Here is a 14,760-nt window from a genome sequence, read left to right as displayed (position 1 = left end):
ATTTTTGGCACGCTGTTGAGTTCTCAAGGAACGGACGCTTCCTTTGTACTCACCCGAGAGACTCTCAGGCTTTCCTCCGGGCAGTTTCCCTTCGGTCTTACTTTTCTTCTGTCTTGCTCTTGTCTTGCTGTCTTGCGTTTCCGACTCTATCAGATCATTTTCTGATCAGATTCCCTGTCGGCGGGCTTGCCTCAGGCTTTTCGGCTTTCGCCTGTCGGCCTTTCGACATTCACTACGTTAGCCGATCCCCTCGGTAACTCATAATCGAGTTCCTCGCGTTCACAATTCAGCATGCAAGCACGCCGAAATCGCCCCCGCGGAGAGGGAGTCGTAGGTAGTGGGTTGGCCACTTCCGGCTGCAGGCGATCGCCGTACCCGGTAAAGCGGCTCGGGCTACATTACGGACCCCCCGTGGGCGAGTCAAGTTGAGCGACGACGGGGCGCGTGTGCCCGATACGGGCTCACCGTGGGGTCGTTGGTGATCCAGAAGCGCCAGGGGTGGACTCCCCCATCGCCGGCCACACCGGTGCGCGGACCACTGCTCACCTGGCCGGGGCTGACGGGAGTGCCCGTCAGGACCGTGATCGGTGCGGCCCCGGCGCCACAGGCGTCCGTACCGTCGAGTGCTCTGTCCACGCCCAGGGCCGTGGCCAGGCGAGCCGGTCCTTTGGCCAGTTCGTTGTCGTTTCGGGCCGAAAGTCGACGTTTGCGGGCGAGCTCGGCACCTTCGATGATCTCGCCGGCCCGGAGCAGGACGCCGCTGGCCGTGCCCTCGGGGCCGCACACCAGGTTCATGCAGTGCCACATGCCGTAGGTGAAGTAGACGTACACATGACCGGGCGGACCGAACATCACGCTGTTGCGGGGTGTGGGACCTCGATAGGCGTGGGAGCCGGGGTCGTTCGGGCCGTCGTATGCCTCCACCTCTGTGAGGCGCAGTTCGATCGGACCGTCACGAGTGGTGTGCACGAGGACTCGGCCCAGGAGATCCGGGGCGACCTCCAGTACCGGCCGGTCGAAGAACTCCCTGGGTAGGGGCGTACGGTCAGCGGGCGCGATCATGCCGTCCGAGCGTAGTGCAGGCGTGTCCCGGTGAACGGGGTGGCCAGGAAGCGTCCGCCTTGCCAGGGTGAGGACGGAACCGGCCACGGTCGGATCGCGTTTTCAAGGATCAAGGGATCGCTAAGGATCGCTGGAGAAGGAGAGACATGGCGTTCAAGAAGCTGCTCGCGAGCCTGGGTGCCGGCGGGGCCTCGGTCGAGACGGTGTTGACAGAGGTCAACGTCGTTCCGGGCGGCGTGGTCCAGGGTGAGGTGCGGATCCAGGGCGGTTCCGTCAACCAGCAGATCGAGGGGCTGTCCGTCGGCCTGCAGGCCAAGGTCGAGGTCGAGGGCGGTGACCAGGAGTACAAGCAGGACATCGAGTTCACGAAGCTGCGGCTGGGCGGAGCCTTCGAGGTTCAGGCCGGTGCCGTGCACGTCGTGCCGTTCGGGCTGGAGATCCCCTGGGAGACACCGGTCACGACGATCGACGGTCAGCCGCTGCGCGGCATGCACATCGGCGTGACCACCGAGCTGGCGATCGCGCGCGCCGTCGACTCCGGTGACCTGGACCCCATCAACGTGCACCCGTTGCCCGCGCAGAAGGCGATCCTGGACGCCTTCATCCAGTTGGGCTTCCGGTTCAAGAGCGCGGACCTCGAGCGTGGCCACATTCGCGGTACGCGGCAGAAGCTTCCTTTCTACCAGGAGGTCGAGTTCTTCCCGCCGTCGCAGTACCGGGGCCTGAACCAGGTCGAGTTGACCTTCGTCGCCGACGAGCACGCGATGGACGTCGTGCTGGAGATGGACAAGAAGCCGGGGCTGTTCAGCGAGGGCAGTGACACCTTCCGCTCGTTCCAGGTGGGGCTGCACGACTACCAGGGCACGGACTGGGCGGCGTACCTGAACCAGTGGCTGGCCGAGGTCGGCAGCAAGCGCAGCTGGTTCTAGTAGCCGTCGAGCGTTCCCTTCGCTGACCATCGATCCCACCAGGAGGTATCCAGGTGACCGACCTCAAGAGGCCGCCACTGCCGCACGACTTCCATCCGCCCGTGCCGTCGTTCACGGTCACGAGTGAGGATGTCGAGGCGGGTACGACCCTCAAGGACGCTCAGGTCTACGCGTCCGGCAACACCTCCCCGCACCTGCGGTGGGAGGGGTTCCCGGCGGAGACCCGGAGTTTCGCCGTGACCTGCTACGACCCCGACGCGCCTACGGGCAGCGGGTTCTGGCACTGGGTCGCGTTCGACATCCCGGCCTCGGTGACCGAGTTGCCGGCGGGTGCCGGCAACGGCAAGTTCGAGGGGCTGCCCGAGGGCGTCGTGCAGGTGCGCAACGACTACGGCACGCGGGACTTCGGCGGTGCGGCTCCGCCGCCCGGGGACGGGCCGCACCGGTATGTGTTCACGGTGTATGCCGTGGATCAGGAGAAGTTGGGTCCGGACGCGGACGCGTCGCCCGCGGTCGTCGGTTTCAACCTGCGGTTCCACGCGATCGCGCGTGCCCAAATCGTCGCTGAGTACGAGGTTCCCGCCGAAGACTGACGTTCATTGAACGTTTGCCCGCCTCAGGTCATGGAAGTGATCAGAGGCGGGCATTTTTATTGCGTTGTCCATCTCGGCGTGCCCGGCCAGAGTTGATCCAAGCCCGCCACGGGGTGGGCCGGTGAGCAGAGGAGGTGGGCTGGATGCGGGACACGCTGGTACTGAACGCGAGCTTCGAGCCGCTGTCGACGGTGACGTTGAACCGGGCCGTCGTTCTGGTGCTGCAGGACAAGGCTGTTGTCGAGCAGGCCCACCCCGAGATCCGTATGCGCGGAGCCGCTGTCGACATACCCGCGCCGCGTGTGATCAGGCTCTGCCGCTATGTCCGGGTGCCGTTCCGAAGACAAGCACCGTGGTCGAGGCGTGGTGTGCTGGTCCGGGACCGGCACAAGTGCGCGTACTGCGGTCGGCGGGCGACGACCGTGGACCACGTGGTGCCGCGGGCGCAGGGCGGGCAGGACTCCTGGCTCAACACCGTCGCTTCGTGCGCGGAGGACAACCACCGCAAGGCGGCGCGGACTCCGGAGCAGGCGGGGATGCCGCTGCTGCGGCTGCCGTTCGAGCCGTCGCCCGCGGACGCGATGCTTCTGTCTTTGGGGAAGAGCGAGTTGGAGGCGCTGCCGGAGTGGTTGGCGCAGCCGGCGGCGTAGTTCGTCAGCTGCGGGTTGCTCGTGGCTTGTCGCGCAGTTCCCCGCGCCCCTTCAAGGGGCGCGGGATCCCGCCCACGTTTCACGAAGCCGTCAGTCTGTGATTGACGGCTTTTCTCGGCGCTCCGAGCCGCCGCCCGCGTTGCCTCCGTCGCCCGAACCGCCGCCGCCCAGGTTGCCGAAGCTGCCCATGGCCCCGGACAGGCCCTTGAGCGCGTCGCCGATCTCGCTGGGGACGATCCAGAGCTTGTTCGCGTCGCCCTGAGCGATCTTCGGGAGCATCTGGAGGTACTGGTAGGAGAGGAGCTTCTGGTCCGGGTCGCCGGCGTGGATGGCCTCGAAGACCGTACGGACGGCCTGGGCCTCGCCCTCGGCGCGCAGGGCGGCGGCCTTGGCCTCACCTTCGGCGCGCAGGATCGCGGACTGCTTCTCACCTTCCGCCGTGAGGATCTGGGACTGACGGATACCTTCGGCGGTGAGGATCGCGGCGCGCTTGTCGCGGTCGGCGCGCATCTGCTTCTCCATCGAGTCCTGGATGGAGGTCGGCGGCTCGATCGCCTTCAGCTCGACGCGGTTGACGCGGATGCCCCACTTGCCGGTGGCCTCGTCGAGGACTCCGCGCAGGGCCGCGTTGATCTCCTCACGGGAGGTCAGGGTCCGCTCCAGGTCCATGCCACCGATGATGTTGCGGAGCGTGGTGACGGTGAGCTGCTCGATGGCCTGGATGTAGCTGGCGACCTCGTACGTCGCCGCCCGCGCGTCCGTCACCTGGTAGTAGATGACGGTGTCGATGTTGACGACCAGGTTGTCCTGCGTGATCACCGGCTGCGGCGGGAACGGCACGACCTGCTCGCGGAGGTCGATGCGGTTGCGGATGGTGTCGATGAACGGAACGACGATGTTCAGGCCCGCGTTGAGTGTCCGCGTGTAGCGGCCGAACCGCTCCACGATGGCGGCACTCGCCTGTGGAATGACCTGGATGGTCTTGATCAGGGCGATGAAGACCAACACCACCAGAATGATCAGGACGATGATGATGGGTTCCATCGTGGCTCCCCGTACCCTTCTCCGCCTTGGCGCTTACGGAAAGATCGTATGCCTGTTGAAGATCTTGCTTGTTGAAGATCTTGCTGGTCGAGTCTGACAGACCGTCGGCCGCCCCGTCGACGTTCCGTCCAGTTACGTCGCGCGAGGTCACATGACGATCGCCGTGGCCCCCTCGATCTCGACCACGTCCACCTCCTGGCCTACGTCGTAGGCGAGTTGGGTGTCCAGGGAGCGGGCGGACCAGACCTCTCCGGCAAGCTTGATGCGGCCACCGGCACCGTCGACGCGTTCCAGGACGACGGCCCGTTTGCCCTTCAACGCGTCGATTCCGGAGAGGAGTCGGGGCCGGTCGGCACGTTGCCGGGTCGCGATGGGCCGTACGACGGCGATGAGCGCGGTCGACACGACGGCGAACACGAGCACCTGGACGACGACTCCGCCGCCAAGTCCCGCCGCACCGGCGGCGGCCAGCGCGCCCACCGCGAGCATGCCGAGTTCCGGCATCGCGGTCACGACGAGCGGGATACCCAGCGCCACCGCGCCGACGAGCCACCACACCCATGCGTCGATGTCGTTCACATCGTCATGGTAGGTCCGCGGGCCTGGTCACCGACAGGGCGCCGATCAACTTGGCACAGGGTTCTTCCAGTTGTTCCACAAGGTGGTTCGTGTGCCCTCAGGCCGTCAGGACAGCGACAGGCCCTGCGCGGTCCACCGTTCGCCGACCTGCTCGACGACGAGGGGGAGGCCGAAGCACATCGACAGGTTGCGGGAGGTGAGTTCGAGTTCCAGGGGACCGGCCGCGAGTACCTTGCCCTGACGGATCATCAGAACGTGGGTGAAGCCCGGGGCGATCTCCTCGACATGGTGCGTGACCATGATCATGGAGGGTGCGATCGGGTCGCGGGCGAGACGGCCGAGACGGCGTACGAGGTCCTCGCGGCCGCCGAGGTCGAGGCCGGCGGCGGGCTCGTCGAGGAGCAGCAGCTCGGGGTCGGTCATCAGGGCGCGGGCGATGAGGGTGCGCTTGCGCTCGCCCTCGGAAAGGGTGCCGAACTTGCGGTCCACGTACTCACTCATGCCGAGGCGGTCGAGGAAGGCGCGGGCGCGCTGTTCGTCGATCTCCTCGTACTCCTCCTGCCAGCCGGCCGTCATGCCGTACGCGGCGGTCAGCACCGTCTGCAGCACGGTCTGGCGCTTGGGCAGCTTGTCCGCCATGGCGATGCCCGCCATGCCGATGCGCGGGCGCAGGTCGAAGACGTCCACCTTGCCGAGGGTCTCGCCGAGGATGCTGGCGGTGCCCTGGCTGGGGAAGAGGTAGCTGGAAGCGAGGTTCAGGAGGGTGGTCTTCCCGGCGCCGTTCGGGCCGAGGATGACCCAGCGCTCGCCCTCCTTGACCGACCAGGAGACCTGGTCCACCAGAGCCCGGCCCTCGCGGACCACGGATACGTCCTCCAGCTCCAGAACATCGCTCATGAGCGGGTTGTCTCCCCTTGCAGTGTCGGCCAGTCTCACGTTCGTGTGCGCCGGTGGGCGCAACCCCCCACGAAATCTACGCCACCGGTCGGCCGGTCCCTCCCCTCGGTCGGTCCTTAGGGTGGGGGCATGCTTTCGGAACCACGCTCAGGACGACTGGCCGCATGGGGAAATGCCCTGTTGGTCGGACTTGTTTCGCCGGACGACGCGGTAGTGGCCATCGTCGGGGAGGACGCGGTGCACCGGGTCGAGGGGCTGCCCGGGGAGTCGGCGCCCGTCGGTCTCACGCTCGCGCTGGGGCGGTTGCGGGCGCTCGGTGCGTCCGGGCTGCGGATCGCCTTGCCCGCTCCCGGGCATCCGCTCGGGCTGAGCGGGCCCCCCGAGTTCAACGCGCGGGCGCTGGAGGCGGAGGAGGCGGTGATCTGCGAGGGCGCCGCGCTGGGGCTGGTGCCGGAGGTGTACGAGGCCGGGCCGGCCGGGGACGTACACGTCGAGGTTCTCTGGCACTGTCTGCCGGTGCGGGAGGCGCCGCCCGCCGATGTGCCGTCCCTCGGGGAGGCCGAACGGGAGCTCGCGGAGGCGTTGCGGGACGCGACGGTGCTGTTGTCCCGGCTGGACGTCGCCGGGTCGGGGCCGGTCGCGGAGGCGGCGATCGACGCGTACCGGGCGCGGGCGGAGCAAGGGCGCGAGGTGTTGGCGCCGGGGTATCCGCCTCGGGCGGTACGGGTGCTGGAGCTGGCGCAGCGGGTGGGGCTGCTGGTGTCGGTGGCGTCCGAGAACGGGCACGGCGGGGCGGTGAGCGCGTCGGAGATCGCGGCGCGCGCGGAGGCGTTGCGGCCGGTGGAGCGGACGGCTCGGCGGGCGCAGGTCGCGGCGTACAACTCCGTTGTGGAGGAGCGGGGGGTGCGGTGAGGTTCGTTGTGCGGTGCGGGTCGGTTGGGGTGGGCGTTCTCTGGGGGCTGTGCCCCCAGGCCCCCCTACGGCCCTGAACGGGCCTTGTCCTCAAACGCCGGACGGGCTGGAAGGTGCCTGCCGGCGGTGGAGGCCAAAGTCCCCGACCGGCCTCCGGGCGTACCCAGGAGGCCGGAGGTCAGGGACTCGGTGCCTCGGTGTCGTGGTGCCTCAGTGGTTGAGGCCGAGGTTGCCGAAGGCGGGGTTCAGCGCGCCGATGACGTTGACGCTGTTGCCCACCACGTTCACCGGGATGTGCACCGGCGCCTGGATGAGGTTGCCCGAGGCGACGCCCGGCGAGCCGACCGCCTGGCCGTTCGCGTGGGCGCCCTCCGTGGCGGAGGCGAAACCGGCGCCGGCGGCGACCAGGCTGCCCGCCACCATCGTCACAGCAGCGGCCTTCTTCAGGTTCTTCATGTCTGAGCCCTCCCATTGCGTTCACCGCGGCAGGTCGCCGCAGCACGCACTGAAGAACGCCGGAGATCCACGAAGGATGCGCCATCCGGGGGACATTCCCACGACGGTATGAATCTCAGCCCGGAAGGGAACGTTCCGAGTTGTCCGTCATCCGGCCACACCATGACGAACCGCCCACAAGGCCGCCTGGGTGCGGTCCGCCAGGTCGAGTTTCATCAGGATGTTCGAGACATGCGTCTTGACCGTCTTCTCGGACAGCACCAGGGCACGGGCTATCTCCCGGTTCGACCGGCCGTCCGCGATCAGAGTCAGCACCTCCCGTTCCCGCTCGGTGAGCGAGCCGCCCCTCCCCTGGCCCGAGTGCGTCTCCTCCTGGGCCAGCAGCGCGTCGGCGACCTCGGGCTGGAGCAGGATGTGTCCGGCGTGGACGGAGCGGATGGCACCGGCGAGGGCGTCCGGGTCGATGTCCTTGTAGACGTAACCGGCGGCGCCCGCGCGCAGGGCCGGGACCACCGTGCGCTGCTCGGTGAAGCTCGTGACGATCAGCACGCGCGCGGGGTTGTCCAGTTCGCGGAGCTTGCGCAGGGCCTCGACGCCGTCCATGCCGGGCATCTTGACGTCCATGAGGACGATGTCGGGTTTCAGTTCCTGTGCGCGGCCGACTCCCTCGGCGCCGTCCGACGCCTCGCCCACGACCTCGATGTCGTCCTGCACTTCGAGGAACGTACGCAGGCCCCGACGGACCACCTGGTGGTCGTCGACGAGCAGCACCCTGATTGCGTCAGCCACCGGGGACCTCCATCTCGATCGTGGTGCCCTTTCCGGGCGCCGATTCCACGTCCAGCCGGCCGCCGACCCCACTCGCCCGGTCCCGCATGGAGACCAGGCCGAGATGGCGTCCGGCGCTGCGCACCGCCGTCGGGTCGAAGCCCCTGCCGTCGTCGGTGACGCACAGGGCGGCTCCCGGACCGCGCTTCGTCAGGGTCACCTCCACCAGGGCCGCCCCGGAGTGCCGCAGGGCGTTGTGCAGGGCTTCCTGGGCGACCCGCAGCAGCGCCTCCTCCTGGGCCGCCGGCAGGGCGCGCACTCCACGGCTGTCGAAGGTCACGCGCGCGGAGTGCGCGCGGTCGAGGACCCGGACGTGGGAGCGGAGCGTGGCGATCAGGCCGTCCTCGTCCAGGCCCGTGGGGCGCAGCTCCACGACCGCCGCGCGCAGTTCGTCGGCCGCCTCCGCCGCGAGCGCCGCCACCTGGTGCAGCTCGCCCTTGGCGCGGGCGGGGTCGCGGTCCACCAGGGTGGCGGCGGCCTGGGCCGTCAGGCGCAGGGAGAACAGTTTCTGGCTGACCGCGTCGTGGAGTTCGTGGGCGAGACGGGAGCGTTCCTCGGCGATGGTCAGTTCGCGGCTGCGTTCGTAGAGGCGGGCGTTGGTCAGGGCGATCGCCGCGTGCTGGGCCAGGATGGCGAGGAGGTCCTCGTCGTCTTCCGTGAAGCCGCAGTCGCCGGCCGGCTTCACGCAGTTCTTGTTGGCCAGGAAGAGTGCGCCCAGCACTTCCTCGCCGTCCCGGATCGGCAGGCCCAGGAAGTCGGACATGTCGGGGTGTGCGGAGGGCCAGCCCTCGAAGCGCGGGTCCTTGCGGACGTCGGCCAGCCGCTCGGGACGGGCCGTGTGCAGCATCGCGGCGAGGATGCCGTGCTGGCGCGGGAGCGGGCCGATGGCCTTCCACTGGGCGTCGCTGACGCCGTCCACCACGAACTGGGCGAAGCCGCCGTGGTCGTCGGGGACCCCCAGCGCCGCGTACTGCGCGTCGAGCAGCTCTCTGGCGGAGGTGACGATCGTCTTGAGGACGTCGCGCACCTCCAGGTGCCTGCTCATGGCCAGCAGCGCGGCGCTCACCGCGGCCAGGCCGGACCGTGGTCCTTGACTCATGTCCTCACGGTACCGGCGGGGTGTGACAGCGCGTATCCGACCTGTGGCGGCCCCCGCCTCGGGCGAAGGGACTAGGGCGAAGGGCCCCGCCGTATTGCGGCCCCCGGACGAGGCGGCCGGGACGGTCCCGTTCCTACGTTGGGTGTGCTGCCGATCACCGGCAGCCGAGGACGAGGGGACGCGTGTCATGTCAGTAGCGGTCATCACGGGGGCGTCCAAGGGGCTCGGGCGGGCGCTGGCCTCGGCGCTCGCGCAACGCGGCTGGGATCTCGTACTGGACGCCAGGACCCCGGAGGTCCTGCACGCCACCGCTGAGGCGCTCTCGGCGTACGGAGGGAGGGTGGAGGCCCTGCCCGGGGATGTCACGGACGCCGGTCACCGGGAAGGGCTGGTGGCGGCCGCGTGGAAGCTGGGTGGCCTCGACCTCCTGGTGAGCAACGCGAGCGCGTTGGGCGCCGAACCTCTCGTACGGCTGGAGGCGCTGTCCCTGGAGGGGCTGCGGCGGGCGCTGGAGGTGAATGTGGTGGCCGCGCTGGGTCTGGTCCAGGAGGCGTTGCCGCTGCTCAGGGCGTCCGCGGCCGGAACGGTGATCGCTGTGAGTTCGGACGCGGCGGCCGAGGCGTACGAGACGTGGGGCGGCTACGGGGCGTCCAAGGCGGCGCTGGATCAGCTGGCGGCGGTGCTCGGGGAGGAGGAACCGGGGGTACGCGTCTGGGCGGTCGATCCCGGTGACATGGGGACGGACCTGTACGCGGCGGCCGTACCGGACGACGCCGACCCGCGGCCGGCGCCCGGCAGCGTCGTACCCGCCTTTCTGCGGCTGCTGGACGTGCGGCCGGCGAGTGGCCGGTACTCGGCGCCGTTCCTGCTGGAGGGGCGATGACACTGGCCGTACAGGTGCCGGAGGAGTTGTCGGCGCGGGTGCCGGCCGAGCAGCGGGGGCCGGGGCTGGACCGGGACGCCGTACGGCTGCTGGTGTCGCGGGGGACCGCGGTGTCGCATCACGCGTTCGTCGAGTTGCCCGGGCAGTTGCGGGCGGGGGATCTGCTCGTCGTCAACACGTCGTCGACGCTGGCCGCCGCTGTGGACGGGAGAGTCGGGTACGCGCGCGTGGTGGTGCATTTCTCGACGCTCGGGGACGACGGGCGGTGGGCCGTCGAGCTGCGGGATCCCGACGGAAGGGGCACCACACGCGTGCGTGCGGGCGGGGTCGCGGGGACGAGGGTGCGGTTGCCCGGGGGCGCGGGGCTGGTCCTGGAGGAGCCGCTGACGGTGGGCGGGCCCCGGTTGTGGTGGGCGCGGGTGGAGGGGCGGGTGCCGGCTCTTCTGCGGGAGTACGGGCGGCCCATCCGTTACGCCTATACGGAGCGCGATCAGCCGTTGTCCGTCTATCAGACGGTGTTCGCGCTGCCGTCCCGCGACGGGGCGGGCAGCGCGGAGATGCCGAGTGCCTCTCGGCCCTTCACCGCGCGGCTGGTGGCGGAGCTGGTGAGCCGGGGTGTGCAGTTCGCGCCGGTCATGCTGCACACCGGGGTGGCGTCCGCGGAGGCGCACGAGCCGCCGTATCCGGAGCGGTTCGCGGTGCCGGAGGCCTCGGCGCGGCTGATCAACGCCGTGCGGGCCGGGGGCGGGCGGGTCGTGGCGGTCGGTACGACGGCTGTGCGGGCCGTGGAGTCCGCGGCCGGGCCGGACGGTGTGGTCCGGGCGGCCGGCGGGTGGACCGACCTGGTGGTGACGCCCGCGCGCGGGGTGCGGGTCGTCGACGGGCTGCTGACGGGGCTGCACGAGCCGGAGGCCTCGCATCTGCTGATGCTGGAGGCGGTAGCGGGGCGGGCGGCGATCGACCGGGGGTACGGGGAGGCGCTGCGGGAGCGGTACCTGTGGCACGAGTTCGGGGACGTGCATCTCCTCCTTCCGGGCGGGTCCGAAACAGAGCCTCACACTGAGCATTGCTCTCGCAACTAGCAGTGAGACGGTCGCCCGCCCCCTGTGACCCCGCACATAGGGTCCACATCACTTACTAGGGGTGATAGGAGACAAACGTCCACGGGGTGAGCGGGAAAGACGCTCCGGTCTGTCCTATTTTGCCCCACCCGGGTCCACTACCCCCCGTAGTACGTCACACCTTTGCCACACCATTTTGCGGCCGCTAAGAATGGCTGTCGTCGCTCAGCGCCGCGGGTTCCGCCCGCGGCGTTTGTGCAGGAAGCACCCCCGTCCCGCCGGGACGCCGAGCGACCTCCGCGCTATTCGAAGAGGTCCTACCCCCATGCCCAAGAACACCACCGCTCCTGGCCGTAGTCGTATGTCGGCCAGGACCCGCAGGCTCGCGATCGCCGGTGCCGCCACGCTCAGCGCCGCCGTCCTCGCGTTCACCCTCGCGCCGAGCGGCGACGCGCAGACCTCCTCCGAGGCCTTCTCCGCCGCTCCTGTGGTGTTCGACCAGACGCAGCTCAAGGACGTGAAGGCGAGCATCACCGACCAGCTGGCCGGTGCGACCGTGAAGGCCGACGCCCTCGCGGCGAAGAAGAAGGCCGCCGACGCCGCAGCGAAGAAGGCCGCAGCGGAGAAGGCGGCAGCGAAGAAGGCGGCGATGAAGGCCGCGAAGAAGAAGGCCGCGGCGAAGGCGGCTGCGGTGAAGGCGCGCAAGGCGAGGGAGGCCGCGAGCCGGTCCGCCAAGCGTGCCGCGCTCAGGAAGGCCGCCGCCAAGTCGTACCCGAACAACCTCGACGGCTGGATCCGCGAGTCCCTCGCCATCATGGGGAAGAAGGGCATCCCGGGCTCGTACAACGGCCTGTACCGCAACATCATGCGGGAGTCCTCGGGCAACCCGTACGCGATCAACAACTGGGACATCAACGCCATCAACGGCATCCCGTCGAAGGGCCTGCTCCAGGTCATCCCGCCGACCTTCGACGCGTACCACGTCTCCGGTACGTCGACGAACATCTACAACCCGGTCGCCAACATCACGGCCGCCGCCAACTACGCGGCCGACAAGTACGGCTCGATCGACAACGTCGACAGCGCGTACTGAGGCCTGCGCGGACCTCTGACTCGTACAAGGCGAAAGGGCGGCACCCCCACCGGGGTGCCGCCCTTCACCGTCGTACGGCCGTGGTCACTTACGCATGACCTCGGGCTCGTGGCGCCGCAGGAAGCGGGCCACGAAGAAGCCGCAGATCACGCCGAGGGCGATCAGGGCGGCCATGTCGATGCCCCAGGCGGTGGCGGTGTGGTCCCAGAGCGGGTCCGTGCTGCCGGGGTCGTCGACATTCGGGCTGATCTTGTTGAAGTCCAGCGTGGCGCCGGCGGCGGCGACCGCCCAGCGGGACGGCATCAGATACGAGAACTCGTTGACGCCGATGTTGCCGTGCAGGATGAACAGGCAGCCGGTGAACACGACCTGGATGATCGCGAACATGACGAGCAGCGGCATGGTCTTCTCCGAGGTCTTCACCAGGGAGGAGATGACCAGGCCGAACATCATCGACGCGAAGCCGAGCGCCATGATCGGGATGGAGAGTTCGAGCAGCACGAGCTTGCCGAAGATCAGGCCCTCGTCAGGGATCGTGCGGTTGGCGAAGCCGATCGCGCCGACCATGAGCCCCTGCAGCACCGTGATGAAGCCGAGGACGATCACCTTGGACATCAGATACGCGGAGCGCGACAGGCCGGTCGCGCGCTCCCGTTCGTAGATGACCCGTTCCTTGATCAGCTCGCGCACGGAGTTGGCCGCGCCGGCGAAGCAGGCGCCGACCGCGAGGATGAGGAGAACGGTGGTGGCCGTGCCGTTCGGGATGTTGAGACCGCTTCTGCCGATCTTGCCCGGCAGCAGGGTCTTGTCCGGGTCGATGAGCAGGCTCACCGCGCCGAGCACCGCGGGCAGGATCACCGTGAGCGCCAGGAAGCCCTTGTCGGAGACGATGACGGCCGTGTAGCGCCGGATCAGGGTCATCAGCTGTGAGCCCCAGCCCTGCGGCTTCGGCGGGCGCATGGCCTGTGCGGGTGGCATGTCTACGGACTGCGGGGCGACGGCGTCGATGTCCGCGGCGTACATCTGGTAGTGCTGCGAGCCCTTCCAGCGCCCGGCCCAGTCGTAGTCGCGGTAGTTCTCGAAGGCGGAGAAGACATCGGCCCAGGTGTCGTAGCCGAAGAAGTTCAGGGCCTCCTCGGGCGGGCCGAAGTACGCCACCGCGCCGCCCGGCGCCATCACCAGGAGCTTGTCGCACAGCGCCAGTTCGGCCACGGAGTGCGTGACGACCAGGACCGTACGCCCGTCGTCGGCGAGGCCGCGCAGCAGCTGCATGACGTCACGGTCCATGCCCGGGTCGAGGCCGGAGGTCGGCTCGTCCAGGAAGATCAGCGACGGTTTGGTGAGGAGCTCCAGGGCCACCGACACGCGCTTGCGCTGGCCGCCGGAGAGGGAGGTGACCTTCTTCTCCTTGTGGATGTCGAGCTTCAGCTCGCGCAGCACCTCGTCAATGCGGTGCTCGCGCTCCTGAGTCGTGGTGTCGGCGGGGAAGCGCAGTTTGGCCGCGTACTTGAGGGCCTTCTTGACGGTCAGTTCCTTGTGCAGGATGTCGTCCTGCGGGACCAGACCGATGCGCTGGCGCAGCTCGGCGAACTGCTTGTACAGGTTGCGGTTGTCGTAGAGGACGTCGCCCTGGTTGGCCGGCCGGTAGCCCGTGAGCGCCTTCAGGAGCGTCGACTTGCCGGAGCCCGACGGGCCGATGACCGCGATCAGCGACTTCTCCGGGACGCCGAAGGAGACGTCCTTGAGGATCTGCTTGCCGCCGTCCACCGTGACCGTCAGATGGCGGGCCGAGAAGGAGATCTCGCCGGTGTCGACGAACTCCTCCAGACGGTCGCCGACCAGGCGGTACGTGGAGTGGCCGACGCCGACGATGTCGCCCTGGCCGAGCAGCGCCGTGCCGCCCTTGGTCATCGGCATGCCGTTGACGTACGTGCCGTTGTGCGAGCCCAGGTCGCGGATCTCGAAGCGGCCGTCGGGCGTCGCGTGGAACTCGGCGTGGTGGCGGGAGACCTGGAGGTCGGAGACGACCAGTTCGTTCTCCAGGGCGCGGCCGATGCGCATCACCCGGCCGAGGAGCAGCTGGTGGAAGGTGGTCGGGCTGCGGTCGCCGTACACCGGCGCCGCCCCTGCCCCCGCCCCCGCGCCGGGGCCGTGCTGCTGCGGGATCGCGGCGGCGTGCTGCTGTGGTTCTGGCTGCGGCCAGCTCTGTTCCGGCGTCTGCTGCTGGGGCTGCTGAGCCCAGCCGGGGCCGGCGCCCTGGGCCGCGAACGGCTGCTGCGCCTGGGCCACTTGCGGTGTCGCGGCCGAGGCGACGCCGCTGGAGAGGCTCAGACGCGGGCCGTCGGTCGCGTTGCCGAGATGGACGGCCGAGCCCGGACCCACCTCCATCTGGTGGATGCGCTGCCCCTGCACAAAGGTGCCGTTGGTGCTGCCGTGGTCCTCAATGACCCAACTCCGGCCGCCCCAGCTGATCGTGGCGTGCCGCCAGGAAACCCTGGCGTCATCGAGCACGATGTCACCCTGCGGATCGCGTCCGAGGGTGTAAGGCCTGGACGATTCGAGCGTCCAGGTCCGTCCGTTCAATTCGAGTACGAGTTCCGGCACTCCATGCCCCACTGAGTTGTCCCCCGAAATTTGCCCCAACACGGGGAGTCTAGGGATGTCGAACATCGTG

General features: G+C 69.0%; 14 protein-coding genes and 1 pseudogene. 7 read left to right on the top strand and 8 right to left on the bottom strand.

The window, feature by feature from the left end; translation table 11 throughout:
• Nucleotides 1-420: 420 nt before the first annotated feature.
• Entirely contained in the window at nt 421-1,062 is a 642-nt protein-coding gene (locus ADL01_RS24600; RefSeq protein WP_053744195.1) for a DNA-3-methyladenine glycosylase, read from the bottom strand.
• Nucleotides 1,063-1,208: 146 nt separating this feature from the next.
• Between ADL01_RS24600 and ADL01_RS24595 the strand changes: the two genes are divergently transcribed.
• From ADL01_RS24595 to ADL01_RS24585, 3 genes are all read left to right on the top strand, one after another.
• A complete protein-coding gene (locus ADL01_RS24595) occupies nt 1,209-1,991 on the top strand; it encodes a sporulation protein (protein ID WP_053744194.1) in 783 nt (260 codons plus the stop codon).
• A gap of 53 nt (nt 1,992-2,044) precedes the next feature.
• Nucleotides 2,045-2,584 (top strand): YbhB/YbcL family Raf kinase inhibitor-like protein, encoded by a 540-nt coding sequence (locus tag ADL01_RS24590; protein WP_053744193.1) that lies wholly within the window; start codon nt 2,045-2,047, stop codon nt 2,582-2,584.
• 143 nt (nt 2,585-2,727) lie between these two features.
• Nucleotides 2,728-3,234, top strand: a complete 507-nt coding sequence (locus ADL01_RS24585; RefSeq protein WP_053744192.1) for an HNH endonuclease — start codon at nt 2,728-2,730, stop codon at nt 3,232-3,234.
• Between the two features lie 90 nt (nt 3,235-3,324).
• Here the strand turns inward: ADL01_RS24585 and ADL01_RS24580 are convergent, their stop codons facing one another.
• The 3 genes and pseudogenes from ADL01_RS24580 to ADL01_RS24570 all read right to left on the bottom strand — a co-directional run.
• On the bottom strand, nt 3,325-4,278 hold the full coding sequence (locus tag ADL01_RS24580) for an SPFH domain-containing protein (protein WP_053744191.1): 954 nt from the start codon (nt 4,276-4,278) through the stop codon (nt 3,325-3,327).
• A 147-nt stretch (nt 4,279-4,425) separates the two neighbouring features.
• On the bottom strand, nt 4,426-4,857 hold the full coding sequence (locus ADL01_RS24575; protein ID WP_053744190.1) for an NfeD family protein: 432 nt from the start codon (nt 4,855-4,857) through the stop codon (nt 4,426-4,428).
• 372 nt (nt 4,858-5,229) lie between these two features.
• A pseudogene (locus tag ADL01_RS24570) lies at nt 5,230-5,754 on the bottom strand (ABC transporter ATP-binding protein); the annotation flags it as partial.
• 129 nt (nt 5,755-5,883) lie between these two features.
• Here ADL01_RS24570 and ADL01_RS24565 point away from each other — a divergent pair.
• Nucleotides 5,884-6,666 (top strand): hypothetical protein, encoded by a 783-nt coding sequence (locus ADL01_RS24565; RefSeq protein WP_053744188.1) that lies wholly within the window; start codon nt 5,884-5,886, stop codon nt 6,664-6,666.
• A gap of 210 nt (nt 6,667-6,876) precedes the next feature.
• Here the strand turns inward: ADL01_RS24565 and chpE are convergent, their stop codons facing one another.
• The 3 genes from chpE to ADL01_RS24550 form a co-directional block, all read right to left on the bottom strand.
• On the bottom strand, nt 6,877-7,122 hold the full coding sequence (gene chpE / locus ADL01_RS24560) for a chaplin ChpE (protein ID WP_053744187.1): 246 nt from the start codon (nt 7,120-7,122) through the stop codon (nt 6,877-6,879).
• A 147-nt stretch (nt 7,123-7,269) separates the two neighbouring features.
• Nucleotides 7,270-7,911, bottom strand: coding sequence for a response regulator (locus ADL01_RS24555; RefSeq protein WP_053744186.1), 642 nt, complete (start codon nt 7,909-7,911; stop codon nt 7,270-7,272).
• Nucleotides 7,904-9,049 carry a GAF domain-containing sensor histidine kinase gene (locus ADL01_RS24550; RefSeq protein WP_053744185.1) on the bottom strand — a complete coding sequence of 382 codons (1,146 nt, stop codon included), beginning with the start codon at nt 9,047-9,049 and terminating at the stop codon, nt 7,904-7,906. Before ADL01_RS24550 ends, ADL01_RS24555 begins: the two co-directional genes overlap by 8 nt.
• A gap of 187 nt (nt 9,050-9,236) precedes the next feature.
• Here ADL01_RS24550 and ADL01_RS24545 point away from each other — a divergent pair, with 187 nt between their 5' ends.
• From ADL01_RS24545 to ADL01_RS24535, 3 genes are all read left to right on the top strand, one after another.
• Nucleotides 9,237-9,932 (top strand): SDR family NAD(P)-dependent oxidoreductase, encoded by a 696-nt coding sequence (locus ADL01_RS24545; RefSeq protein ID WP_053744184.1) that lies wholly within the window; start codon nt 9,237-9,239, stop codon nt 9,930-9,932.
• A complete protein-coding gene (locus ADL01_RS24540; protein ID WP_053744183.1) occupies nt 9,929-11,014 on the top strand; it encodes an S-adenosylmethionine:tRNA ribosyltransferase-isomerase in 1,086 nt (361 codons plus the stop codon). The genes ADL01_RS24545 and ADL01_RS24540 overlap by 4 nt, the downstream gene beginning before the upstream one ends.
• A 304-nt stretch (nt 11,015-11,318) precedes the next feature.
• Nucleotides 11,319-12,086 carry a transglycosylase SLT domain-containing protein gene (locus ADL01_RS24535; protein ID WP_053744182.1) on the top strand — a complete coding sequence of 256 codons (768 nt, stop codon included), beginning with the start codon at nt 11,319-11,321 and terminating at the stop codon, nt 12,084-12,086.
• An 84-nt stretch (nt 12,087-12,170) separates the two neighbouring features.
• Here the strand turns inward: ADL01_RS24535 and ADL01_RS24530 are convergent, their stop codons facing one another.
• Nucleotides 12,171-14,690 (bottom strand): FHA domain-containing protein, encoded by a 2,520-nt coding sequence (locus ADL01_RS24530; protein WP_053744181.1) that lies wholly within the window; start codon nt 14,688-14,690, stop codon nt 12,171-12,173.
• Nucleotides 14,691-14,760: the final 70 nt, after the last annotated feature.

This window comes from Streptomyces sp. NRRL WC-3618 (assembly GCF_001280005.1).
Taxonomy (GTDB): domain Bacteria; phylum Actinomycetota; class Actinomycetes; order Streptomycetales; family Streptomycetaceae; genus Streptomyces.
The sequence above is the reverse complement of the archived record's forward strand: the minus strand, read 5'-3'. Positions and strand labels throughout refer to the sequence as shown.

What these genes read in the sequence shown, in the direction of transcription:
- ADL01_RS24600 (WP_053744195.1), bottom strand. Translation starts at nt 1,062, where the DNA reads ATGATCGCGCCCGCTGACCGTACGCCCCTACCCAGGGAGTTCTTCGAC.
- ADL01_RS24595 (WP_053744194.1), top strand. Translation starts at nt 1,209, where the DNA reads ATGGCGTTCAAGAAGCTGCTCGCGAGCCTGGGTGCCGGCGGGGCCTCG.
- ADL01_RS24585 (WP_053744192.1), top strand. Translation starts at nt 2,728, where the DNA reads ATGCGGGACACGCTGGTACTGAACGCGAGCTTCGAGCCGCTGTCGACG.
- ADL01_RS24580 (WP_053744191.1), bottom strand. Translation starts at nt 4,278, where the DNA reads ATGGAACCCATCATCATCGTCCTGATCATTCTGGTGGTGTTGGTCTTC.
- ADL01_RS24565 (WP_053744188.1), top strand. Translation starts at nt 5,884, where the DNA reads ATGCTTTCGGAACCACGCTCAGGACGACTGGCCGCATGGGGAAATGCC.
- chpE (WP_053744187.1), bottom strand. Translation starts at nt 7,122, where the DNA reads ATGAAGAACCTGAAGAAGGCCGCTGCTGTGACGATGGTGGCGGGCAGC.
- ADL01_RS24550 (WP_053744185.1), bottom strand. Translation starts at nt 9,049, where the DNA reads ATGAGTCAAGGACCACGGTCCGGCCTGGCCGCGGTGAGCGCCGCGCTG.
- ADL01_RS24545 (WP_053744184.1), top strand. Translation starts at nt 9,237, where the DNA reads ATGTCAGTAGCGGTCATCACGGGGGCGTCCAAGGGGCTCGGGCGGGCG.
- ADL01_RS24540 (WP_053744183.1), top strand. Translation starts at nt 9,929, where the DNA reads ATGACACTGGCCGTACAGGTGCCGGAGGAGTTGTCGGCGCGGGTGCCG.
- ADL01_RS24535 (WP_053744182.1), top strand. Translation starts at nt 11,319, where the DNA reads ATGCCCAAGAACACCACCGCTCCTGGCCGTAGTCGTATGTCGGCCAGG.